The sequence below is a fragment of the Curvibacter delicatus NBRC 14919 genome (genome assembly GCF_001592265.1).
Classification (GTDB): domain Bacteria; phylum Pseudomonadota; class Gammaproteobacteria; order Burkholderiales; family Burkholderiaceae_C; genus Hylemonella; species Hylemonella delicata.
Genome location: NZ_BCWP01000001.1, coordinates 193,221 through 216,628, shown reverse-complemented (window position 1 = coordinate 216,628; position 23,408 = coordinate 193,221). Strand labels below are relative to the sequence as shown.

Genomic DNA, 23,408 nt, shown 5'->3' with positions numbered 1-23,408 from the left:
TAGATTTGATAGCAAATCCATGAACACCCCACACGACACCAGCGGCCTGGAAACCGCCGAGGCAACGCTCAGCCCGGACATGCCGGAAGTCGTCGACCACGTGGCCGTGGCGCGGCTCTATGGCGAGCCGCTGTTTGCGATGCCGCAGGATCTGTACATCCCGCCGGAAGCGCTGGAGGTGTTCCTGGAGGCCTTCGAAGGTCCCCTTGACCTGCTGCTCTACCTGATCCGCAAGCAGAACTTCAACATCCTCGACATCCCGATGGCAGCGGTCACGCGCCAGTACCTGGTCTATGTCGACGACATCCGCAACCGCAATCTGGAGCTGGCCGCCGAGTACCTGCTGATGGCGGCCATGCTGATCGAGATCAAGTCGCGCATGCTGCTGCCGCCCAAGAAGACGGCCGAGGGCGAAGAAGCCGAGGATCCGCGCGCCGAGCTGGTACGCCGCCTGCTGGAATACGAGCAGATCAAACTGGCTGCCGTGCAACTGGGCAATCTGCCGCAATATGGACGCGACTTCCTCAAGGCGCAGGTCTACATCGAACAGGCCCTGCAGCCGCGTTTTCCAGACGTGCACGTCGTCGAGCTGCAGGAAGCCTGGGCCGACATCCTCAAGCGTGCCAAGCTGGTGCAGCACCACAAGATCACGCGTGAGGAACTCTCGGTGCGCGAACACATGAGCATCGTGCTGCGCCAGCTGCAAGGCCAGAAATTCGTCGAGTTCGAGCACCTGTTCGCCCCCGAACAGGGCACACCGGTGCTGGTGGTGACCTTCATCGCCCTGCTGGAGCTGGCCAAGGAATGCCTGATTGAAATCACCCAGGCCGAGGCCTTTGCCCCGATCTATGTCCGGCTGGCGTACTCTCCCGTCTGAGCCGGCCTGCCTGACCCCTGTTCTGAGACCCTGTCCGTGACCACTTCCCATCATTTCGACGTCCTCATCGTCGGCAGCGGCCTGGCAGGCCTGAGCGCAGCACTGCATCTGGCCCCCACCCATCGCGTGGCGATCCTGACCAAGCGCGAGCTCAACGACGGCTCCAGCCGCTGGGCCCAGGGCGGCATTGCCGCCGTCATGGGCGAAGGCGACACGCTCGAAGCCCATGTGCAGGACACCCTGGTGGCGGGCGCCGGTCTGTGTGACCTGGCCGCAACGCGCTTCGTGGTCGAGCATGCGCCGGAAAACATCCGCTGGCTGCAGCAGCTCGGCGTACCGTTCTCGCAGGAAGAGGGGCATCTGCACCTGACACGCGAAGGCGGCCACAGCGAACGGCGCGTGGTGCACGTGACCGATGCCACCGGCGCAGCGGTGCAGGACACGCTGATGGCGCGCGTGCGCGCCACGCCCAACATCACGCTGTTCGAGCACCACATGCTGGTGGACCTGATCACCGGCCACAAGCTCGGCCTGCCCGACCAGCGTTGCTACGGCCTGTATGCGCTGGACGAGATCTCCGACCAGGTGCTCACCTTCCACGCACCGCACACCATCCTGGCCACCGGCGGCGCCGGCAAGGTCTACCTCTACACCACCAACCCCGACACCGCCACCGGCGACGGCATTGCCGCGGCCTGGCGCGCCGGTTGCCGGGTCGGCAACATGGAGTTCATCCAGTTCCACCCGACCTGCCTGTACCACCCGCACGCCAAGTCCTTCCTCATCAGCGAAGCGGTGCGCGGCGAAGGCGGGCGGCTGATCCTGCCTGAATCGGCGGGGGGCACGCGCTTCATGCTGCAGCACGACCCGCGCGCCGAACTGGCGCCGCGTGACGTGGTGGCGCGTGCCATCGACTTCGAAATGAAGAAGCATGGCCTGGACTGCGTCTACCTGGACATCTCGCACCAGCCCAAGGCCTTCCTGCTGGAGCACTTCCCCAACATCTATGCGCGCTGCCTGGAGCTCGGCATCGACATCGCCAAGCAGCCCATCCCCGTGGTGCCGGCCGCGCATTACACCTGCGGCGGCGTCGTTACCGACCTGACTGGCCGCAGCGACCTGCCCGGCCTCTATGCGATTGGCGAAACCTCCTGCACCGGCCTGCATGGTGCCAACCGGCTGGCCAGCAACTCACTGGTGGAATGCATGGTGTTCGCGCGTGCCGCCACCCAGGCCATTGCACAGGAAAGCGCGCCGCCTTGCCCGCCACTGCCGGCCTGGGACGACAGCCGTGTGACCGACGCCGACGAGGAGGTCGTCATTTCGCACAACTGGGACGAACTGCGCCGTTTCATGTGGGATTACGTCGGCATTGTGCGCACCAACAAGCGCCTGGAACGCGCGGCCCACCGCATTGCACTGCTGCAGGATGAAATCCAGGAGTTCTACGCCCAGTTCCACGTGACGCGCGACCTGCTGGAGCTGCGCAACCTGGTGCAGGTGGCCGACCTCATCGTGCGCAGCGCGCAGGGCCGGCATGAAAGCCGTGGCCTGCATTTCAGCCGCGATTACCCTCAAACCGATGCGGTGGCCAAGCCCACCCTGCTGACCCCGACAACCCACTGAAACTCCCGCAAGGAGCCGACCATGCAACGTACCCTGCTCAAGTCCAAGATCCACCGCGCCACCGTCACCGACTGCGAACTGCACTACGAAGGTTCGTGCGCCATCGACGAAGATCTGCTCGATGCCGCCAACATGATGGAGAACGAACAGGTTCACATCTGGAACATCAACAACGGCGAGCGCTTTGTCACCTACGCCATCCGCGGCGAGCGCGGCACCGGCATCATCTCGGTCAACGGCTCGGCCGCGCGCCGTGCCGCTGTGGGCGACCTGATCATCATTGCCGCCTTCGCCCAGGTGCCGGAAGCCCAATGCAAGGGTTTTGAGCCCAAGCTGGTCTTTGTCGACGACAACAACCGCATCAAGGAACAGCGCAGCCATATCCCGGTGCAGGAAGCCTCCCATGTGCCGGCACATGGGGAACACCACGGCGGCGACAGCGCCTGAATCCCCTGACCCAATTGACCACAGGACATTTCATATGAGTACCGTCCAGGAAAAAACCGTCACCTTGCACCGCCCGCACGCCCATGCGGCCACGCCGAAGGCCGAGCGCTGGAGCGTCGAAGCCATCGAGGCACTGTTCAAGCTGCCGTTCCCCGAACTGCTGTTCCGTGCGCAGACAGTGCACCGCGAACACTTCGACCCGACGCAGGTCGAGTTCGCCACCCTGCTGTCGGTCAAGACCGGCGGCTGCTCGGAGGATTGCGGCTATTGCCCGCAATCGGCCTCGTTCGACACCGGCGTGAAGGCCTCCAAGCTGATGGAGCTGGAAGAAGTGCTGTTCGCTGCCAACCGCGCCAAGGACGCCGGCGCCACACGCTTTTGCATGGGCGCCGCCTGGCGCGAACCGAAAGACCGTGACATCGAGAAGGTGGCCGAACTGGTCAGCGCCGTCAAGGGATTGGGGCTGGAGACCTGTGCCACCCTCGGCATGCTCAAGGAAGGCCATGCCGAACAGCTGCGCGACGCCGGCCTGGACTACTACAACCACAACCTCGACACCTCGCCCGACTTTTATGGCGACATCATCAGCACCCGTGTCTACCAGGACCGCCTGGACACGCTGGCGCGCGTGCGCGGCGCCGGCGTCAAGGTGTGCAGCGGCGGCATCGTCGGCATGGGCGAAAGCCACCGCCAGCGTGCCGGCCTGATCGCCGAACTGGCCAACCTCGACCCCTATCCGGAGTCGGTGCCAATCAACAACCTGGTGCGCGTCGAAGGCACGCCATTGGCCGACCAGGCGCCGCTCGATCCCTTCGAGTTCGTGCGCACCATCGCCGTGGCCCGCATCACCATGCCGAAGGCGCGCGTTCGCCTGTCGGCCGGCCGCCAGCAGATGGGCGATGCAGTGCAGGCCCTGTGTTTCCTGGCGGGCGCGAACTCCATCTTCTATGGCGACAAGCTGCTGACCACTGGCAACCCCGACACGGATGCCGACATCGACCTGCTCAACCGGCTGGGCATGCAACGCGGCACGCCTGAAGCCTGAGCAGCCAGCCGAATACACTCGCGCAAACTTCTGGAGCTCGCCGTGACCTCGACCTCAGCCCCGCAAAACAGCGCTTCTCCTTATGGCACGTTGCCGCCGGCCTCCGCGCCGGCCACGCGCAAACCGATCAGCCTGCCGCGTCTGCTGGAAATGCATGCGCGCGGCGAGAAGATCACCATGCTCACTGCCTACGACGCCACCTTCGCCGCCGTGGCCGATGCCGCCGGGGTGGAGACCATCCTGGTCGGCGACTCACTGGGCATGGTGTGCCAAGGCCTCTCCAGCACCGTTGGCGTGACACTGGAGACCATGCGCTACCACGTGGAAAGCGTGACACGCGGCGTGCGCCGCGTGCAGGGCACGGCCTGGATCATCGGTGACCTGCCTTACGGCAGCTACCATGAGTCGAAGGAACAGGCCCTGCGCAGCGCCGCCGTGCTGATGCAGGCCGGCGCCCACATGGTCAAGCTCGAAGGCGGCGGCTGGACCGCCGACACGGTGCGCTTCCTGGTCGAACGCGGCATTCCGGTCTGCGCCCACCTCGGCCTGACGCCACAGACCGTGCATGCCCTGGGCGGCTACCGCGTGCAGGGCAAGACCGAGGAATCCGCCGCCACGCTCAAACGCCATGCGCTCGAATTGCAGGATGCCGGTGCCACCCTGCTGGTGCTGGAAATGGTGCCAGCGGCCTTGTCGGCCGAGCTCACCCGAGCGCTGCCGCACTGCGCCACCATCGGCATCGGCGCCGGCGTGGACTGCGCCGGCCAGGTGTTGGTGCTGCACGACATGCTGGGCATGAACCTGGGCAAAATGCCGAAGTTCGTGCACAACTTCATGGCCGACGCCGGCAGCGTGCGCGGCGCCATGGAGGCCTATGTCAAGGCCGTCAAGGAAAGCCGCTTTCCGGTGAATGCCCAACACGCTTGGTAGATAAGATTCCCCCCTGAGCCGCCTGCGGCGTCATCCCCCACAGGGGGATGACGCCAGTGGCCCGGCGGAGCCGGTTCCGCGGCGCCCCGCGATCTGATACTTTCACTCTCTCTCATGAAGCTGATCCACACCATTGCTGAACTCCGCGCGGAACTGGCGAAATACGAACGTCCGGCGCTCGTGCCCACCATGGGTAATCTGCACGAGGGCCACTTGGCGCTGGTGAAGCAGGCCAAGCCGCTGGGCGATGTGACGGTGGCGAGTATCTTCGTCAACCGGCTGCAGTTCCTGCCGCACGAGGACTTCGGCACCTACCCGCGCACGCTGGAGGCGGACTGCGCCAAGCTGCAGGCTGCCGGCTGCGACGTCGTCTTCGCGCCGAGCGAACAGGAGCTCTACCCCGAGCCGCAGGGCTACAAGTTGCAACCGCCGACCGAGTTGGCCGACATTCTGGAAGGCCACTTCCGCCCTGGTTTTTTCACTGGTGTCTGTACGGTGGTGCTCAAGCTCTTCAACATCGTACAGCCCGCTGCTGCCGTCTTCGGCGCCAAGGACTACCAGCAACAGATGGTGATCCGCCGCATGGTGGCACAGCTGGCGCTGCCGATTGACATCCACACCGGCGCCACCTTGCGCGCCGCGGACGGTCTGGCCCTGTCGTCGCGCAATGGCTACCTGAGCGCTGCCGAGCGTGCCGAGGCGGTGCAGCTCTCGCTGACGCTCAAGGGCATGATCGCCGCGCTGCAGCAGGGTGAGCGCGACATTGGCAGGATCGAGGCACAAGCCGTGCAGGCCCTGACTGCCCGCGGCTGGCAGCCTGACTACCTGACCGTGCGCCGTCGCCACGACCTGCAGCCACCGCAAGCAGACGACTTCGGTCCGGACTCGCTGGTGGTGCTGGGTGCAGCCCGCCTGGGAACGACGCGGCTGATCGACAATCTCGAGGCCTGAATCTCTGTCGCCATTTGGGGTAACCTTGACGCCGATTCCCGCGCAAGGAGCACCCCTATGCAGATCGGCGTCCCCCAGGAAATCAAGAACCACGAGTACCGCGTTGGCCTGACACCGGCCAGCGTACGTGAGCTGTGCGCGCACGGCCACTCGGTACGGGTGCAAAGCGGTGCCGGCGCCGCCATCGGGCTGAGCGACGAGGACTACCGCGCTGCCGGTGCCACGCTGGTCCCGGATGCCGCCAGCGTGTTTGCACAGGCCGAGATGATCATCAAGGTCAAGGAACCGCAAGCGCAGGAATTGACCATGCTGCGCCCGGGCCAGATCCTCTACACCTACTTGCACCTGGCACCTGATGCCGCACTCACGGCAGCGCTGGTGAAGTCCGGCGCGGTGTGCATTGCCTACGAAACCATTACCGGCCCCAACCGCACGCTGCCGCTGCTGGCGCCCATGAGCGAAGTGGCCGGGCGCATGGCGGTGCAGGCAGGCGCCACGCATCTGGAGAAGTCACGTGGCGGCATGGGCGTGCTGCTGGGCGGCGTGCCCGGTGTGCCGGCCGCGCACGTGGTGATCCTGGGTGCCGGCACGGTCGGCGCCAACGCGGTCCAGATGGCCGTGGGCATGGGGGCTCGCGTCACCGTACTCAACCGCAGCATGGAGAAGCTGCGCACGCTCGACGCGCTCTACGGCAACCGCATCCACACCCTGCTGGCCAGCGCACACAACATCGAGCAGTCCGTGCTGGACGCCGAGCTCGTCATCGGCAGCGCACTGGTCACTGGCGCCACAGCGCCGAAGCTGGTCTCGCGCGCACTGGTTTCGCGCATGAAGCAGGGCGCCGTCATGGTGGACGTGGCCATTGACCAAGGCGGCTGCTTCGAGACCTCGCATCCCACCACACATGCCGATCCGACCTTTGTGGTGGATGGCGTGGTGCACTACTGCGTGGCCAACATGCCGGGCAATGTGGCCCGCACCTCCACCTTCGCCCTCAACAACGCCACCCTGCCGCACGCACTGGCGCTGGCCGGCAAAGGCTGGCAACAGGCCATGCGTGAGGACCCGCACCTGCGCCACGGCCTGAACATCGCCCAGGGTCATGTCACGCACGAAGCGGTGGCGCAGCAACTCGGTTACGCGTACGTACCGGCAGAGCAGTTGCTCGATTAAAACGAAGCCCGCATCGCGGGCAGTGGCTTCAACCGGGAGATGCCGTGGACCGGCTCCGCCGGGCCACTGGCATCGCCCCCTGCAAGGGGGGTGGCGAAGCGACACGCAGTGCGCGCAGCCTGGGGGTGTGCCAGCGCTACGCCGCCCCGATGTTCGGCACCAGCCCACCGGTCGGCTGGCCGGCCTTGAGGGCGGCGGTGAACGCCAGCATGCGGTCGATCGGCACACGGGCACGTGGGATCAGCGCCGGATCGACATGAATTTCATTGCCGCCGCTCTCCAGTACCTGCGCCACGCCGGCCAGACTGTTCATGGCCATCCAGGGGCAGTGCGCACAGCTCTTGCAGGTGGCGCTGTTGCCGGCAGTGGGTGCTTCGATGAAGGTCTTGCCCGGGTTGAGCGTGCGCAGCTTGTGCATCATGCCCTTGTCGGTGGCGACGATGAACTCGGGCGCATCCATGTCGTGCGCCGCCTTGAGGATGCCGGAGGTGGAACCCACGGCATCGGCCAACGCGATGACTTCGGCCGGCGACTCCGGATGCACCAGCACCTTGGCCTTCGGATGCTCCTTCATCAGCTCTTCCAGCTCGAAGGCCTTGAATTCGTCATGCACGATGCACGAGCCGTTCCACATCACCATGTCGGCGCCGGTCTCACGCTGGATGTAACCGCCCAGGTGCTTGTCGGGCGCCCACAGGATTTTCTGCCCCTTCTCCTTGAGTGCGCGCACGATGTCGAGCGCGCAGCTGGAAGTCACCAGCCAGTCGGAACGCGCCTTCACGGCGGCGCTGGTGTTGGCATAGACCACCACGGTACGGTCAGGGTGCGCGTCGCAGAAGGCCGAGAACTCGTCGATCGGACAGCCGAGATCGAGCGAGCAGGTGGCATCCAGATCGGGCATGAGGATACGTTTTTCCGGCGACAGGATCTTGGCCGTCTCGCCCATGAAGCGCACGCCCGACACCACCAGCGTCTGCGCGGCATGGTCGCGGCCGAAACGTGCCATCTCGAGGGAGTCGCTGACGATGCCGCCGGTTTCCTCGGCCAGGTCCTGCAGGTCGGGGTGCACATAGTAGTGCGACACCATGACAGCGTTTTTCTCTTTCAGCAGGCGACGGATCTTGTCTTTCAGCGCGGCGCGCTCGGCCGGCGCCGGCTCCACCGGCACACGCGCCCAGGCGTGGCGCGTGGCACAGGCCGGTTGCTCGTATTCGACATCGATCACCTTGGCAGGGGCAGTCATCACAATTCCTCGAAGCGCATGGAAAAATCAATCGCCTTGACGTCCTTGGTCAGGGCGCCAATGGAGATGCGGTCCACTCCGGTGGCGGCAATGTCGCGCACCGTGCTCAAATTCACGCCCCCCGACACCTCCAGAATCGCGCGACCGGCGTTGAGACGCACAGCCTCGCGCAACGTATCCAGGCTCATGTTGTCGAGCAACACCATGGTGGCGCCGGCAACCAGGGCTTCCTCCAGCTGCGCCAAAGTCTCGACCTCGATCTCGACGAACTTGGCACTGGGCGCCACCGCTGCGGCACGCTGCAATACGGCGGTCACGCCGCCGGCCGCGGCAATGTGGTTTTCCTTGATCAGCACCGCGTCATACAGACCGATGCGGTGGTTGGTGCCGCCACCGGTGCACACGGCGTACTTCTGCGCCAGGCGCAGCCCTGGCAGTGTCTTGCGCGTGTCAACAATCTGCGCCCGGTTGCCAGGCACGCTTTGCACGGCCTGCACATAGGTGGCCGTGTAGGTAGCAACGGCGCTGAGCAGTTGCAAAAAGTTGAGCAAGGTGCGTTCGGCCGTGAGCAGACCACGGGCCGGGCCAGCGATTTCCAGCACTACCTGATCCGGTGCGCAGCGCTGGCCGTCGCGCACATGCCAGGTGAGTTTGGCCTCGGGAACCATCTCCCGCAGTGTGGCCTCGACCCAGGGTACGCCGCAGATCACGGCGGATTCACGTGCCAGCACGCGGGCACGCGCCTGGCGCGTGGGATCAATCAGGCCGGCGGTCAGGTCGCCCTGGCCCACATCTTCCTGCAAGGCGCGGGTCACATCAGCCTGCGCCAACTCACGCAGCATGGACTCGGAATAGTCAAGAACGGGATTCATACAACAGGATCCAAAGGCAGGACAGGGGAAAGGCGGCTTACATGAAGCGGTCGAGAATCCGGCGGCTGTCACGGCTCAAGGCCGTCAGGTCACGAATCAGGAAATAGATGCCATGCGAGTCGGTCACCAGCAAGGTGTTGCCGGCCAGTCGGCGGATGTCCTCGTCACCGCGCAGCACGAAATTCGTTTCACCGCGGTCGGTCAGCACCTGCCAGGTGCAGGGGGTCGCAAAGCTGGTCACGCTCAGAATGGCCTGAATTTCAGGCATGAACTCGCGCCCGCCGAGGGCTTCGCGAATCAGCCCCTGCGCCGGCTGCGGCACATCGGCCAGGGCATCCACCCAGGCCACTTCATGCCCTTCGCTGTTGAGCAGGGAAATGCCACGGTCAGGCGACTGGATCGGAAAGGCGCGCACCGGCACCACGTCTTCATGTGTCTGGCCGTCGGGGGTGGTCAGCACCAGCTTGCCGAAGCTGTTGCGGCTGAGTTCGAAAGCGTTGGGCACCAGTTGAGGGTTAGAGCTGGTGTTCATTTGGCATCGTCCTTCTTGTCGCCGACGGCTGATTCCACCGCATCGTCTATGTCCACGTCCATGTTGCGTGCCTGCGCCTGGTACAGGCCGTAGTAGGCCCCCTCTTGCGCCATCAGTTCGTCGTGCGTGCCCTCTTCCACCACTTGGCCGCGGTCCAGCACCACCAGCCGGTCGGCACGCTGCAGGGTGGAGAGGCGGTGCGCAATGGCAATGGTGGTGCGGCCCTGCACCAGGTTTTCCAGCGCCTTCTGGATTTCTTTTTCGGTCTCGGAGTCGACCGAGGCGGTGGCCTCGTCCAGGATCAGGATGCGCGGGTCGATCAGCAGGGCGCGCGCGATCGAGATGCGCTGGCGCTCGCCGCCGGACAAGCCTTGGCCGCGCTCACCCACCATGGAGTCGTAGCCCTGCGCCAAACGCAGGATGAACTCGTGCGCGTGGGCGGCACGCGCGGCAGCAATGATTTCCTCGCGTGTGGCGTCAGGACGGCCGTAGGCAATGTTGTCGGCAATGGTGCCGAAGAAGAGGAAGGGCTCCTGCAGCACCAGGCCGATGTTGCGCCGGTATTCGGCCACCGGCAACGCACGAATATCGACGCCGTCGACGCGGATGCTGCCCTCGGACACATCGTAGAAGCGGCAGATCAGGTTGACCAGCGTGCTCTTGCCGGAGCCGCTGTGGCCGACCAGGCCGACCATCTGGCCAGGTTCGATGGTCAGGTTGATGCCCCGGTTGACCTCGCGGTTGCCGTAGCGGAAGCCGACGTCGCGCACCTCGATGCGACCCTTCACGTGGTCCAGATGCACCGGCTGCGTCGGCTCCGGCACGCTGGAGACGTGGTCGAGGATGTCGAAGATGCGCTTGGCCGCCGAGGCGGATTTCTCGGTCCACGACACGATGCGGCTCATGGAGTCGAGCCGGCCGTAGAAGCGGCTGATGTAGGCGATGAAGGCGGTCAGCACACCCACGGTGATCTGCTCGTGTGCCACCAGCCAGACGCCGAAGGCCCAGACCACCAGCAGGCCGACCTCGGTCAGGAAGGACACGCTGGGCGTGAACAGCGACCAGGTGCGGTTGAGCTTGTCGTTGACCGCCAGGTTGTGGCGGTTGGCATCATGGAAGCGCTTGGACTCGCGCTTTTCCTGGGCGAAGGCCTTGACCACGCGGATGCCGGGAATGGTGTCGGCCAACACGCTGGTGACCTCGGACCAGACGCGGTCGATCTTCTCGAACCCGGTCTTGAGGCGATCACGCACGGCATGGATCATCCAGATGATGATGGGCAAGGGCAGCAGCGTCACCAGGGCCAGCCAGGGGTTGATGGAAAACAGGATGGCGGCCGTCATGGCCAGCATCAGCACGTCGGTGGCGAAGTCCAGCAGGTGCAGCGAGAGGAAGACGCAAATGCGGTCGGTCTCGCTGCCGATGCGGGCCATCAGGTCGCCGGTGCGTTTGCCACCGAAATATTCAAGCGAAAGGTTCAGCAGGTGATCGTAGGTGGTGGTGCGCAGGTCGGCACCGATGCGCTCCGACACCAGCGCCAGGATGTAGGTACGCGCCCAGGTCAGCACCCAGGCCAGCAAGGCCGAGCCGAGCAGGCCGCCCAGGTAGAGCGCCACCAGCATCGGGTCGATCTTCTGCCCGTTCTGGAACGGAATCAGCACCTCGTCCATCAACGGCATGGTGAGGTAAGGCGGCACCAGGCTGGCCGCCGTTCCCAAGAGGGTCAACACAAAACCCCAGAACAGCTGGACCCGGTAGGGCCGGGCAAAGCGCCAGAGCCGGAACAGGGTCCAGGTGGACGGCGGGGTATGGATGACCTTGGTGCAGATCGGGCATTCGTCCTGATCCGGCGCCAACGGGGCCTTGCAACTGGGGCAGACATGTGCGGGAGGCTGCACCACAGGCCTGCCACTGAGATGGCCTTCCAGCTGCAGGCGGAACTGGTCATACAGCCGGATGGCCTGCAGGTTCTGGCCCAGGGTGAAGCGCCAACTGGCCAACAGGCCGGAGGCATCCGTCAGGTCCAGGTGCCCCACACCCGCATGGTCGTGGTGATTCAGGGCCAAACCGGGCCGATAATCCCATGTCTGCCAGCCGGCGTCCCCCGGGGAGCGGCTGAACAGGCGCCGGTCGGTCACCGCCACCAGTCCGCGGACGAAACGAAGTTGGGTGTCGAGGTCAACCTCCAGCACGGCCAGAACGTTTTCTCCAGGTTGGAGAAGTGACCGCGCCTCCTGACGCCAATCAGCCGGGATCTCGTTGATTGATAATTCGATGGCGGCTGAATTGGGGTGTGTCATGGAGTCCAGAGTGGTTTGTGCAGGTGGGTGGTTTGCTGCCGTGCCTGTGTCTTTTGCGATGTGCAACTGACTTGACGATATACGATGGGCGCCGTTTTTTGAAGTGATTGTTGGAATACGACTGTGCCAAGACCAGGGTCAGCTCATGCAAACCAGAATGCCGCGCGTGGCGCTTGATTGCCAGACCTGCTTAGATTCATGACAACGAAAAATATTCAATTCCTGCGAATCACCCATTTGCGTGGCCCCAACATCTGGACCTACCGTCCGGTGATCGAGGCCTGGGTCGACATCGGCGAGCTGGAACACTACCCATCCAACACCATCCCTGGATTCTACGAGCGTTTGACGGCCATGCTGCCCACCCTGGCGGAACACCGCTGTGGCGTGGGGGAACCCGGCGGCTTCCTGATGCGCCTGCGTGAAGGCACCTGGGCCGCGCACATCCTCGAACACGTGGTACTGGAATTGCAGAACCTGGCCGGCATGCAGACCGGCTTCGGCAAGGCCCGCATGACCTCGGCCCACGGCATCTACAAGCTGGCTTTCCGTACCCGACAGGAAGACGTGGGGCGGGCCGCACTGGAGGCCGGCCGCGATCTGGTGATGGCGGCAATCGAAGACCGGCCTTATGACGTGGCAGGCGCCGTGAACCAGTTGCGCGAACTGTGCGACAAGGTCTGCCTGGGGCCGAGCACGGCCCATATCGTCGATGCGGCCAGCGAGCGCCGCATTCCGCACATCCGGCTGACTGGCGGCAACCTGGTCCAGTTGGGCTACGGCACACGCCAGCACCGCATCTGGACCGCCGAGACCGACCAGACCAGCGCCATTGCCGAGAGCATCGCCAGCGACAAGCACATGACCAAAGGCCTGCTGCAGTCCTGCGGCGTGCCGGTGCCCGAGGGCCAGGAGGTCGACAGCGCCGAGGCCGCCTGGGAGGCTGCACAGGACATCGGCTTGCCGGTGGTCGTCAAACCGACCGACGCCAACCATGGCCGCGGCGTGTTCACCGACCTCAATACCCGTGCCGAAATTGAAAAGGCCTACGTGGCCGCCGACGCCGAAGGCAGCGGCGTGCTGGTGGAAAAATTCATCCGGGGTGATGCCCACCGCCTGCTGGTGGTCGGCAAGCGTGTCGTCGCCGCCACCCGCGGCAAGATGCAGACCGTCACCGGCGACGGCCGCTCCACGGTGCGCCAGTTGATCGAGAGCCAGATCAACAGCGACCCGCGCTGCGGTGTCGAGGAAGAGTTTCCGCTGGAGCCGCTGGTTCTGGACAAGGAGCCGATTGCGCAGCTCGAACTGGAGCGCCAGGGTCTGACCGGCGAATCGGTACCCGAAGCCGGCCGAACCATCCTGGTCAAACGCCAGGGCGATCTGGCCTACGACGTCACAGACCAGGTGCACCCCCAGGTGGCGTCGGCTGCCGCACTGGCCGCCCGCGTGGTCGGGCTGGACATCGCGGGCATCGACTTGGTGGCTGAAGATATCGGCCGCCCGCTCAAGGAACAGGGCGGCGCCATCATTGAAGTCAATGCCGGCCCGGGCCTGCTGATGCACATCAAGCCGGCTGAAGGCCAGCCGCGTCCGGTGGGCCAGGCCATCGTCGACCACCTGTTCCCCGGTGACGATCAGGGCCGCATCCCGGTCGTCGGCATCACCGGCAGCCAGCACACCACGCGCATCGCGCGCCTGGTCGCCTGGCTGCTGCACATCAACGGCACCCAGGTAGGCCTGGCCTGCCAGGACGGTTTCTTCCTCGGCGCGCGCCAGGTCGACAGTGCCGACAGCATCCACTGGGAAGCCGGCCAGCGTCTGTTGATCAACCGCTCCGTGGAAGCCGCCGTGCTGGAGCACAGCAACCGCGCCATCCTGTCCGAAGGACTGGCCTATGACCGCTGCACGGTTGGTGTCGTCACCGACCTCGGCAATCTGGACGAGCTGTCTGACTTCTACATCGACGACGCCGACCGTCTTTACAACGTGGTGCGTACGCAAGTCGATGTCGTGCTGCCCAGCGGCACGGCCGTACTCAATGCCGCCAACCCGCAGGTGGTGGAAATGGCGGAACTGTGCGACGGCAAGGTCATCTTCTATGGCCTCGATTCGGAACTCGCAGCCATCGCCACACACCGCGCCAGCGGTGAACGTGCCGTCTTCCTGCGCGAACGGCAGATCATCTTGGCCCAGGGCATGGACGAGGTGAGCCATGTCCCGCTGGACTCGCTGGCCCCGGCCAAAGCCGAGAAACCCGAAATGGTGATGGCCGCCGTGGCCGCCGCCTGGGCCCTGGGCATCACGCCCGAACTGATCGGCGCCGGCCTGCGCACCTTCAACCCGACTCCCAAGAAAAACTTCTGAGCATATGGACGTCACACGCATCCGCGCCCTGCGCGGGCCCAATCTGTGGAGTCATCACACGGCTATTGAAGCGGTCGTGACCTGCACACCCGCCGAATGTGCCGTCAGCACACGCAACGGCTTCGAGGCCCGGCTGCGTGCCCGCTTCCCCCAGATCCGCGCCTTGCGCCCCAGTGGCCACGACGAAACCGTGCCCATGGCCCATGTGCTGGAGCTGGTGGCACTTGACCTGCAGGCCCAGGCCGGCTGTCCGGTCACCTTCAGCCGCACCACCCCGACCCCCGAGGCCGGCGTCTATCAGGTGGTAGTCGAGTACTCCGAAGAGGAGGTCGGCCGCTTGGCGCTGGAGCTGGCCCAAGCCCTTTGCCAGTCGGCCCAGCAGGACACCCCCTTCGACCTGGAACAGGCCCTCGACCAGCTGCGCGAACTCGATGAAGACGTGCGTCTGGGGCCGAGTACCGGCTCCATCGCCGTCGCTGCCGCCGCACGCCAGATCCCCTACCGCCGCATGACGCAAGGCAGCATGATCCAGTTCGGCTGGGGCAGCAAGCAGCGCCGTATCCAGGCGGCCGAAATGGATGTCACCAGCGCGATTGCCGAAGCCATCGCGCAGGACAAGCAGCTCACCAAAAAGCTGCTGGCCACCGCCGGTGTGCCCGTGCCGTTGGGTTTCGAGGTTGCCTCCCCCGAAGAAGCCTGGAAAGCCGCACGCAAGATTGGTCTGCCAGTGGTGATCAAGCCCAAGAACGGCAACCAGGGCAAAGGCGTGACGGTCAACATCACGACGCATGAACAGCTGATGGCGGCCTATGCTGCTGCTGCCGAGTTCGATGATGAAATCCTGGTCGAGCGTTTCATGCCCGGCAACGACTTCCGTCTGCTGGTGGTGGGCAACAAGCTGGTGGCCGCAGCACGACGTGACCCGCCCAGCGTGGTGGGCGACGGCCTGCACAGCGTGCGCGAGCTGGTGGAAGAGGTCAACAAGGACCCGCGTCGCGGCACCGGCCATGCCACCTCCCTGACCAAGATCCGCTTTGACGACATTGCCCTCTCCTGCCTGACGACCCAGGGGCTGAACGCCGATTCCGTGCCGCCCAAAGGCAAGCGCGTCTCGCTGCGTCACAACGCCAACCTCTCCACCGGCGGCTCCGCCACCGACGTCACCGACGACGTGCATCCCGAAGTGGCGCAACGCGCCGTGGCGGCGGCCCAGATGGTGGGGCTGGAGATCTGCGGCGTGGACGTGGTGTGCGACAGCGTCCATCTGCCGCTCGAAGAACAGGGCGGCGGCGTGGTCGAGGTCAATGCGGCGCCCGGCCTGCGCATGCACTTGTCGCCCTCCTTCGGCAAGGGCCGTCCGGTGGGCGAGGCCATCATCTCGACCATGTTCCCCGAAGGCGAAAACGGCCGCATCCCGCTGGTGGCAGTGACCGGCACCAATGGCAAGACCACCACCGTGCGCCTGATCGCCCACCTGCTGGCCCAGAAGGGTCTGTGCGTCGGCATGACCAGCACCGACGGTGTCTACATTGATGGCGAGCGGATCGACACCGGCGATTGCAGCGGTCCCAGGAGCGCACGCAACGTGCTGCAGCACCCCGACGTCGATGCCGCCGTGCTGGAGACGGCGCGTGGCGGCATGCTGCGCGAAGGCCTGGCCTTCGACCGCTGCGATGTGGCCGTCGTCACCAATGTCGGCAGCGGCGACCACCTCGGCCTGAACTACATCACCACGGTCGAAGACCTGGCGGTTCTCAAGCGCGTGATCGTGCAGAACATCGCCGACAAGGGCATGGCCGTGCTCAACGCCACCGACCCGATTGTTGCTGGCATGGCGGCCCATTGCCGCGGTGCCGTCACCTTCTTCGGCATGGACCGTAACCATGCCGTGATGGCCACGCACCTGGCCCAGGGACGCCGTGCCATCTATGTCGACAACGGCCAACTGGTCGCCGCCGAAGGCACGACACAGCACAGGATCGCGCTGGCCGATGTGCCGCTCACGCTGCAAGGCACCATCGGCTTCCAGGTCGAGAACGTGATGGCTGCCGTCGGCGCGGCCTGGGGGCTGGGCCTGGATTGGGCTTTGGTGCGCCAGGGCTTGGCCAGCTTCGTCAACGACAGTGACAACGCGCAGGGACGCTTCAACCTGTTCCACTACCGCGGCGCCACGGTGATTGCCGATTACGGCCACAACCCGGACGCCATGCTGGCCCTGGTACGCGCGGTGGAGGCCATGCCGGCCAAGCGCCGCTCCGTTGTCATCAGCGGTGCCGGCGACCGGCGCGACGAAGACATCCGCGAACAGACCCGCATCCTGGGTGATGCCTTTGACGAAGTGGTGCTGTACCAGGACGCCTGCCAGCGTGGTCGCGCCGACGGCGAAGTGCTGGCCCTGCTGCGTGAGGGCCTGGAAGGCGCCAAACGTACGCGCGAGATGCAGGAGATCCATGGCGAGTTTCTGGCCATCGACCTGGCCATGGACAAGCTGTGTGAGGGGGATCTGTGTCTGATCCTGGTCGATCAGGTGGAAGAGGCGCTGGCCCACATTGCCGCGCGCATTGAGCGCGACAAGGCCTGATCATCCAATCCCTCCTGGCTGTTGCGACGGCCAGGATTTCAATGGCTCAGGCCAGTTCGTTGGTAGGGTCTCGCCCCATCAAAGCAGCTACCGCCTGCGCCGGCTGCATCTGGCCGTCCAGCAAAGCCACCACGGCTTGCGCAATCGGCATGTTCACGCCCAGGCTCTGCGCCCGCTGCACCACGGTACGGGCGCAGTAGACGCCTTCGGCCACATGGCCAAGCGAGGCCACCGCCTCCTGCAATGTCTGGCCCTGTGCCAGCAGCAAGCCGACTTTGCGGTTGCGACTGAGGTCACCGGTGGCGGTCAGCACCAGATCGCCCAGACCGGACAGGCCCATGAAGGTTTCGGCGCGCGCCCCCAGCGCCAGCCCCAGACGCGTCATTTCAGCCAGACCGCGCGTGATGAGCGCGGCGCGGGCATTGAGCCCCAGGTCCAAGCCATCGCACAGCCCCGTGGCGATCGCCAGCACGTTCTTGACCGCACCACCGACCTCGACACCGACGATGTCCTCGTTGGCATAGACCCGCAGCGTCGGGCTGTGAAAGGCCTGCACCAGCAGCTCACGCACACCGGCATGGCGGCTGGCCGCCACCAGGGCCGTCGGCTGGCCGCGGGCCACCTCCTGCGCAAAACTCGGGCCACTGAGCACCCCGGCCATCAAACCGGGGGCCACCTGCGCTTGGACTTCATGCGCCAGCAACCCCGATGGGCCCGCCGCGACGGACTCGAAACCCTTGCACAGCCAGGCCACCGGCTGCCTGCAGCCCTGGATGTGCTGCAGCACCCCGCGCAGGCCGGCCATGGGCGTTGCCACGATGACGAGGTCCTGCCCTGCCACCACCGCCGCCAGATCATGGGCCGGACCGTTGATCACACGCAAGAGTTCGGGCAAGGGCAGCCCCGGCAGGTAGCGCGCATTGACCCGCTCGGCCTGCATGGCGGCCGCCTGCACCGGATCGCGCGCCCACAGCGTCACCGCATGTTGCGCCAACGGGTTCTGGCTGGCGCTCATGGCCAGTGCGGAGCCCCAGGCGCCGGCACCGATTACTACGATTTTCATAGCGCCTTGCGCTTATTCAACAAGGGTTCAAGCCCTGTTTCTTATTGAACCTGGATTTCGCTGGCTTGCGCCTGCTGTTGCTGCTCGTACATCGACTGGAAGTTGATTTCCGCCAGATGCACCGGCGGGAAGCCGGCACGCTGCACCAGGTCGGCCACATTGCCGCGCAGGTAGGGGTAGACGATCTGCGGGCAAGCTATGCCCATGATCGGGCCCATCTGGTCGTCCGGCAGGTTGCGGATCTCGAAAATGCCGGCCTGCTTGGCTTCGACCAGGAACACCGTCTTGTCCAGCACCTTGGTGTGCACGGTCGCCGTCACCACCACCTCGTATACGCCATCGGCCACGAGGGCGGTTTCGACGCCGAGCTGGATGTCGACGGCCGGCTGTTCCTGCTGCAACAGGATGGCGGGGGAATTGGGCTGCTCCAGCGATGCTTCCTTGAGGTAAACGCGCTGGATCTGGAAAACGGGTTCTTGCATGTCAGCCATGGCTTGCTTTCAGAGGTCGAAAATCGGATCAAAACGACAAAGCCCGCCCGGTATCACACCGAAACGGGCTCACGGGCGGGATGGCAGGATTATGTCAGGCGCCGGGCATGCAGCCGCGCTGCCCCGGGAGCCCCCGGTCGCCTGGAGATGGGGCCCGACGGCCACTCATCCCGCATCAAGCGGCGTTGAGCAGCGGCACCAGACCACCCTGGGCATCGAGCGCCACCAGATCGTCACAGCCGCCCACGTGCGTGCTGCCTATGAAAATCTGCGGCACAGTGCGCCGACCGGTGATTTCCATCATGCTGTTGCGGGCATCCGGATCGGTATCGATGCGGACTTCCTCAATCTGCTCGACGCCTTTGGACTTGAGGATCTGCTTGGCGCGGATGCAATAGGGGCAGACCGCGGTGGTGTACATCTTCACTGCTTGCATGACTTGTTCCCATCAACCATTTGAATTACCTGGGGGCAGAGATGCCCCAAATCAAGCCTTTTCCACCGGCAGGTTGGCAGCGCGCCAGCTGGACAGACCGCCGGCCAGCGACTGCGCCTTCTGGTAACCCAGGCCCTTGGCAATGCGCGCCGCACTGTTGGAGCGCATCCCGCTCTGGCAGACGAAAATCACCGGCAGTTCCTTGTTTTTCACCACACCGGGCAACTGGTTCGCCAACTGGCCCAGCGGAATGTGCTTGGCACCGGTGACGTGGCCGGCGGCGAACTCAGCTGCCTCACAAACATCGATTACCACTGCCTTTTCCTGGTTGATGAGTTGCACGGCACCCGTGGCGGTCAGAGAGCCGCCGGCGGCACCGCGCACGGCCGGCCACAGCAGCAGGGCACCCGAGCTCAGCGCCACGGCAATCAGCATCCAGTTGTCGAGAATGAATTTCACGTTGTTCCTTGTTTTGGCATCGTCTGAAGCCATGATTTTAGAATGGAGGGTTATTTGCTGCAGGACAGGGCGTTTTAACCCCGGCCTGCGCCCTGCCAACCGCCCCTGGAATCTGCCCACACCATGTACAAACTCGTGCTCATCCGCCACGGCGAATCGACCTGGAACCTGGAAAACCGCTTCACCGGCTGGACCGATGTCGACCTCACGCCCACCGGCGTCACCCAGGCCATGTCGGCCGGCAAGCTGCTCAAGGCCGAAGGCTATGAATTCGACCTGGCCTACACCAGCGTGCTCAAGCGCGCCATCCATACCCTCTGGTACTGCCTGGACGAGATGGACCGCACCTGGCTGCCGGTGGTCAAGAGCTGGCGTCTCAACGAGCGCCACTACGGCGCCCTGCAGGGTCTGAACAAGGCCGACATGGCCAAGCAGTATGGCGACGAGCAGGTGCTGGTCTGGCGCCGCAGCTACGACACCCCGCCGCCGGCGCTGGAGCCGACCGACCCGCGCAGCGAGCGCAGCGACCCGCGCTACGCCGGCCTGCCGGCGTCGGACGTGCCACTGACCGAGTGCCTGAAGGACACGGTGGCGCGCGTGCTGCCATTCTGGAACGAGACCATGGCACCGGCCATCAAGTCGGGCAAGCGCATCGTGGTGGCTGCGCACGGCAACTCGATCCGCGCCCTGGTCAAGTACCTCGACGGCATCTCCGACCAGGACATCGTCGGCCTGAACATTCCCAACGGCATTCCGCTGGTCTACGAGCTCGACGCCAACCTCAAGCCGATCCGCCACTACTACCTGGGTGACGCCGAAGCCGCCGCCCGGGCCGCCGCCGCTGTGGCGTCCCAAGGCAAGGCCTGACCAGCTCCACCTTTTTGCCGGCGCTTGATCCGGGACAAAGCGGTCCCAAATAAAGCGCTGGTAAAAGCAAGGTTTTTGCGCCCTGGCCGCCGGGAACCCCGGCGGCCAAGTCGCGTCCAACCGTGTATATTGGCCGGTGAAGGAATATTTATGGGTCAGAAACTCAAAATCGCAGGTTGGATTTCGCTCGGCGTGGTCGCCGGCGCCTTGACCACCGTCTCACTGCAGACCGTGGCACGCAGTGCCTTGACGCCGCTGCCGCTGGAAGAGTTGCAGCAACTGGCCGCCGTCTTCGGCATGGTCAAGACCGACTACGTCGAGCCGGTGGACGAAAAGAAGCTCATCACCGATGCCATTTCCGGCATGGTGTCCAGCTTGGACCCGCATTCCCAGTATTTCGACAAGAAGTCCTTCAAGGAATTCCGCGAAGGCACCACCGGCCGTTTCGTCGGTGTCGGCATCGAGATCACGCAGGAAGACGGCCTGGTCAAGGTGGTATCGCCGATCGAAGGCTCGCCCGCCTACCGTGCTGGCCTCAAGACCAATGACCTGATCACCAAGGTCGACGACACTGCCGTCAAGGGCCTGTCGCTGAACGAAGCCGTCAAGCGCATGCGCGGCGAACCCAATACCAAGGTCATCCTCACCGTCTTCCGCAAAGACGAGAACCGCACTTTTGCCGTCACCATCGTCCGCGAAGAAATCAAGACGCAATCGGTCAAGGCCAAGCTGATCGAGCCAGGTTATGCCTGGATCCGCCTGAGCCAGTTCCAGGAGCGCACGGTGGACGACTTCGTGCGCAAGGTTGACGAGTTGTACAAGCAGGACCCCGGCCTCAAAGGCCTGGTGCTCGACCTTCGCAACGACCCCGGCGGCCTGCTGGATGCCGCGGTGGCCATCTCCGCTGCCTTCCTGCCGGAAAACGTGACCGTGGTCTCGACCAATGGCCAGCTGGCCGAAAGCAAGTTCACCTACCGGGCCGCACCCGAGTTCTACCAGCGCCGCAGCAACAACGACCCACTCAAGCGTCTGCCCGCCGCACTCAAGAACGTGCCCCTGGTGGTGCTGGTCAACGAGGGCTCGGCTTCGGCCAGCGAGATCGTGGCCGGTGCGCTGCAGGACCACAAGCGCGCCGTTGTCATGGGCAGCCAGACCTTTGGCAAGGGCTCGGTGCAGACCGTACGCCCGCTCGGCCCCGACACCGCACTCAAGATCACCACTGCGCGCTACTACACCCCCAGCGGCAAGTCGATCCAGGCACGCGGCATCGTGCCCGACGTCATGATTGATGAAACCGCAGAGGGCAATGTGTTTTCCGCCCTGCGCACACGGGAAGCCGATCTGGAAAAACACCTGTCGAACGGCCAGAGCGCGGAGCAGAAAGATCCGGCGCGCGAGAAAGCACGCGATGAGGCCATGAAGAAACTGGAAGAGGAAGCGAAAAAGCCGCCGCAGGACCGCAAGCTGCCCGAATTCGGCAGCGACAAGGACTTCCAGCTGACCCAGGCCCTGAACAAGCTCAAGGGCTTGCCGGTGCTCGTCAGCAAGACCCAGACCGAGCGCAAGGAAGAGAGCAAGGAGAACTGAGCGCGAGCCAGCGACCCATGACTCCACCAAGGTCCCGGGCGCGGGCTCCCGTGGAACCGGCTTGGCCGGGCCACTGGGGGCGCCCCCTCAAGGGGAAGGCGTGCAGCGCCTCAGGGGTGCACCCTCTATGACGGACGATCAACTCTTACGCTATTCGCGCCACATCCTGCTCGAAGAAATCGGCATCGAAGGCCAGCAGCGCATTCTGGATGGCCATGCCTTGGTCATCGGGGCCGGCGGCCTCGGTTCGCCGGTGGCGCTCTACCTCGGCTCAGCCGGTGTCGGCCGCCTCACCGTGGTCGACCACGACACGGTTGACGTCACCAACCTGCAGCGCCAGGTCGCGCACACCCTGGACCGTGTCGGCCTGCCCAAGGTCGACTCCATCGTGCAGGCGGTGGCCGCCATCAACCCCGAAGTGCAGGTCACACCAGTGATGGCGCGCGCCGATGCTGCGCTGCTCGACACGCTGGTGGCACAGGCCGATGTGGTGCTGGACTGTTGTGACAACTTCGCCACCCGCCACCTCATCAACGCGGCGTGCGTCAAGCATCGCAAGCCGCTGGTGTCGGGCGCTGCCATTCGTTTTGATGGCCAGATCACGGTTTATGACCCGCGCGCGGCCACCTCACCCTGTTATGCCTGCGTCTTTCCGCCGGACGACACTTTCGAGGAAACCCGCTGCGCCACCATGGGCGTGTTCGCCCCCCTGGTGGGCATCGTCGGCGCCGTGCAGGCGGCTGAAGCGCTCAAACTGCTCAGCCAGACCGGCAGTTCGCTGGCGGGCCGCCTGTTGATGCTGGACGGCCGCCACATGGAGTGGACCGAGATGCAACTGCCACGTGCCCCGGCATGCCCGGTGTGCGGCAACGCACCAGCCTGAGCATCCGGTCGCACTCAATGACAGCGGCCATGCCGCTGACGAAACTGGCGCGGCATCTCGGCCGCCGATTGCCACAACCCCAGGTGCTGTGCCCTTGCCCGGGCTTCCAACGAAGCATAGGGTCCCGGCTGGCCGCGGTAGCGATGCGACCAGGCATGTCCATGCCGCACCATCCAGCGGCCCATATCCTGCCCCTGTACTGAAACGCGCGCCAGAAGGCGACCGTAGTCATCATGTCGACGCGGCAAGACCTGCACCATCCGTCCCGACACCTGCTGTGCCAGCCGGTCACGCGCCATCACCCCGTAAGGCTGGCAGATTTCAGGCGCATCCACACCGTCGAGGCGGATCTTGCGCGGCCTGCCACCACGCGAAGGTTGCACCCAAAGGGTATCGCCATCCGACACATGGGTCACCCGGGCAGCCCATGGCTGCGGCCGCTCAGCGGCTTGGCCGGGACCACCCATGCAGCAGCAGGCCAGCGCCATCCAGACCAGCCATGTTTTCCATCCGCGCATCCACCCTCCTCCGGCACAATCCCGCGCTTCGATCACTCTGTTAAAACCACGCAAAGACGGGCGATTCGGCTGATTTTCCTGCTTTTTCCCAAGGTAAACCTGTTAGACTTTTCAGAGTTCATTACCGTCGCCGCTCTTCGTGACATCACCCAGCCTCAACCCG

Annotated in this window: 21 protein-coding genes; 12 read left to right on the top strand and 9 right to left on the bottom strand. The window is 64.9% G+C overall.

Translation table 11 applies throughout. The features are described 5' to 3' along the window. Window positions 1–19: 19 nt before the first annotated feature. The 7 genes from CDE01S_RS01070 (at window position 20) to ald (ending at window position 7,049) form a co-directional block, all read left to right on the top strand. On the top strand, window positions 20–877 hold the full coding sequence (locus CDE01S_RS01070; protein WP_066702367.1) for a segregation and condensation protein A: 858 nt from the start codon (window positions 20–22) through the stop codon (window positions 875–877). A gap of 36 nt (window positions 878–913) precedes the next feature. Next, on the top strand, window positions 914–2,503 hold the full coding sequence (nadB, locus tag CDE01S_RS01065; protein ID WP_439648657.1) for an L-aspartate oxidase: 1,590 nt from the start codon (window positions 914–916) through the stop codon (window positions 2,501–2,503). Window positions 2,504–2,524: 21 nt separating this feature from the next. Continuing rightward, window positions 2,525–2,950 (top strand): aspartate 1-decarboxylase, encoded by a 426-nt coding sequence (gene panD, locus CDE01S_RS01060; protein WP_066702362.1) that lies wholly within the window; start codon window positions 2,525–2,527, stop codon window positions 2,948–2,950. Between the two features lie 34 nt (window positions 2,951–2,984). Then, window positions 2,985–3,995, top strand: coding sequence for a biotin synthase BioB (bioB, locus tag CDE01S_RS01055; protein ID WP_066702359.1), 1,011 nt, complete (start codon window positions 2,985–2,987; stop codon window positions 3,993–3,995). Between the two features lie 42 nt (window positions 3,996–4,037). Then, a complete protein-coding gene (gene panB, locus CDE01S_RS01050) occupies window positions 4,038–4,925 on the top strand; it encodes a 3-methyl-2-oxobutanoate hydroxymethyltransferase (RefSeq protein ID WP_066702357.1) in 888 nt (295 codons plus the stop codon). 114 nt (window positions 4,926–5,039) lie between these two features. Continuing rightward, window positions 5,040–5,876: a pantoate--beta-alanine ligase gene (panC, locus tag CDE01S_RS01045; protein ID WP_066702354.1), complete on the top strand. Its 837-nt coding sequence runs from the start codon at window positions 5,040–5,042 to the stop codon at window positions 5,874–5,876. Window positions 5,877–5,933: 57 nt separating this feature from the next. Continuing rightward, window positions 5,934–7,049, top strand: coding sequence for an alanine dehydrogenase (gene ald, locus CDE01S_RS01040; RefSeq protein WP_066702352.1), 1,116 nt, complete (start codon window positions 5,934–5,936; stop codon window positions 7,047–7,049). A 136-nt stretch (window positions 7,050–7,185) separates the two neighbouring features. Here ald and nadA read toward each other — a convergent pair whose 3' ends face one another. From nadA to CDE01S_RS01020, 4 genes are read right to left on the bottom strand one after another with little or no spacing between them, the layout of a single operon-like run. Then, window positions 7,186–8,292 (bottom strand): quinolinate synthase NadA, encoded by a 1,107-nt coding sequence (gene nadA / locus CDE01S_RS01035; protein ID WP_066702345.1) that lies wholly within the window; start codon window positions 8,290–8,292, stop codon window positions 7,186–7,188. Continuing rightward, window positions 8,292–9,164, bottom strand: a complete 873-nt coding sequence (gene nadC, locus CDE01S_RS01030) for a carboxylating nicotinate-nucleotide diphosphorylase (protein ID WP_066702341.1) — start codon at window positions 9,162–9,164, stop codon at window positions 8,292–8,294. The genes nadA and nadC overlap by 1 nt, the downstream gene beginning before the upstream one ends. Window positions 9,165–9,201: 37 nt before the next feature. Next, window positions 9,202–9,696 (bottom strand): cyanophycin metabolism-associated DUF1854 family protein, encoded by a 495-nt coding sequence (locus CDE01S_RS01025; RefSeq protein ID WP_066702338.1) that lies wholly within the window; start codon window positions 9,694–9,696, stop codon window positions 9,202–9,204. Further along, window positions 9,693–11,996: a cyanophycin metabolism-associated ABC transporter gene (locus tag CDE01S_RS01020; RefSeq protein WP_084382617.1), complete on the bottom strand. Its 2,304-nt coding sequence runs from the start codon at window positions 11,994–11,996 to the stop codon at window positions 9,693–9,695. The genes CDE01S_RS01025 and CDE01S_RS01020 overlap by 4 nt, the downstream gene beginning before the upstream one ends. A gap of 198 nt (window positions 11,997–12,194) precedes the next feature. Between CDE01S_RS01020 and CDE01S_RS01015 the strand changes: the two genes are divergently transcribed. Further along, entirely contained in the window at window positions 12,195–14,360 is a 2,166-nt protein-coding gene (locus CDE01S_RS01015) for a cyanophycin synthetase (protein WP_066702335.1), read from the top strand. A 4-nt stretch (window positions 14,361–14,364) separates the two neighbouring features. Then, entirely contained in the window at window positions 14,365–16,941 is a 2,577-nt protein-coding gene (gene cphA, locus CDE01S_RS01010; RefSeq protein ID WP_066702333.1) for a cyanophycin synthetase, read from the top strand. Between the two features lie 46 nt (window positions 16,942–16,987). Here cphA and CDE01S_RS01005 read toward each other — a convergent pair whose 3' ends face one another. The 4 genes from CDE01S_RS01005 to CDE01S_RS00990 all read right to left on the bottom strand — a co-directional run bounded on the left by CDE01S_RS01005 (window position 16,988) and on the right by CDE01S_RS00990 (window position 19,390). Beyond that, window positions 16,988–18,004 carry an NAD(P)H-dependent glycerol-3-phosphate dehydrogenase gene (locus CDE01S_RS01005; protein WP_066702331.1) on the bottom strand — a complete coding sequence of 339 codons (1,017 nt, stop codon included), beginning with the start codon at window positions 18,002–18,004 and terminating at the stop codon, window positions 16,988–16,990. Between the two features lie 41 nt (window positions 18,005–18,045). Continuing rightward, the gene (gene secB, locus CDE01S_RS01000; protein ID WP_066702330.1) at window positions 18,046–18,495 is read right to left on the bottom strand and encodes a protein-export chaperone SecB; all 450 of its coding nucleotides are present in this window, start codon (window positions 18,493–18,495) and stop codon (window positions 18,046–18,048) included. Window positions 18,496–18,670: 175 nt separating this feature from the next. After that, window positions 18,671–18,931 (bottom strand): glutaredoxin 3, encoded by a 261-nt coding sequence (grxC, locus tag CDE01S_RS00995; protein WP_066702329.1) that lies wholly within the window; start codon window positions 18,929–18,931, stop codon window positions 18,671–18,673. A gap of 51 nt (window positions 18,932–18,982) precedes the next feature. Continuing rightward, window positions 18,983–19,390: a rhodanese-like domain-containing protein gene (locus CDE01S_RS00990; protein WP_066702521.1), complete on the bottom strand. Its 408-nt coding sequence runs from the start codon at window positions 19,388–19,390 to the stop codon at window positions 18,983–18,985. Between the two features lie 123 nt (window positions 19,391–19,513). Between CDE01S_RS00990 and gpmA the strand changes: the two genes are divergently transcribed. The 3 genes from gpmA to CDE01S_RS00975 all read left to right on the top strand — a co-directional run bounded on the left by gpmA (window position 19,514) and on the right by CDE01S_RS00975 (window position 22,727). Beyond that, window positions 19,514–20,257: a 2,3-diphosphoglycerate-dependent phosphoglycerate mutase gene (gene gpmA, locus CDE01S_RS00985; protein WP_066702324.1), complete on the top strand. Its 744-nt coding sequence runs from the start codon at window positions 19,514–19,516 to the stop codon at window positions 20,255–20,257. 150 nt (window positions 20,258–20,407) lie between these two features. After that, window positions 20,408–21,844 (top strand): S41 family peptidase, encoded by a 1,437-nt coding sequence (locus CDE01S_RS00980; RefSeq protein WP_066702322.1) that lies wholly within the window; start codon window positions 20,408–20,410, stop codon window positions 21,842–21,844. A 127-nt stretch (window positions 21,845–21,971) separates the two neighbouring features. Continuing rightward, window positions 21,972–22,727 carry a HesA/MoeB/ThiF family protein gene (locus CDE01S_RS00975; RefSeq protein ID WP_066702320.1) on the top strand — a complete coding sequence of 252 codons (756 nt, stop codon included), beginning with the start codon at window positions 21,972–21,974 and terminating at the stop codon, window positions 22,725–22,727. Window positions 22,728–22,741: 14 nt separating this feature from the next. On the opposite strand, the gene CDE01S_RS00970 is transcribed toward CDE01S_RS00975, so the two are convergent. Next, window positions 22,742–23,245 carry a thermonuclease family protein gene (locus CDE01S_RS00970; RefSeq protein WP_066702318.1) on the bottom strand — a complete coding sequence of 168 codons (504 nt, stop codon included), beginning with the start codon at window positions 23,243–23,245 and terminating at the stop codon, window positions 22,742–22,744. Window positions 23,246–23,408 lie beyond the last annotated feature (163 nt).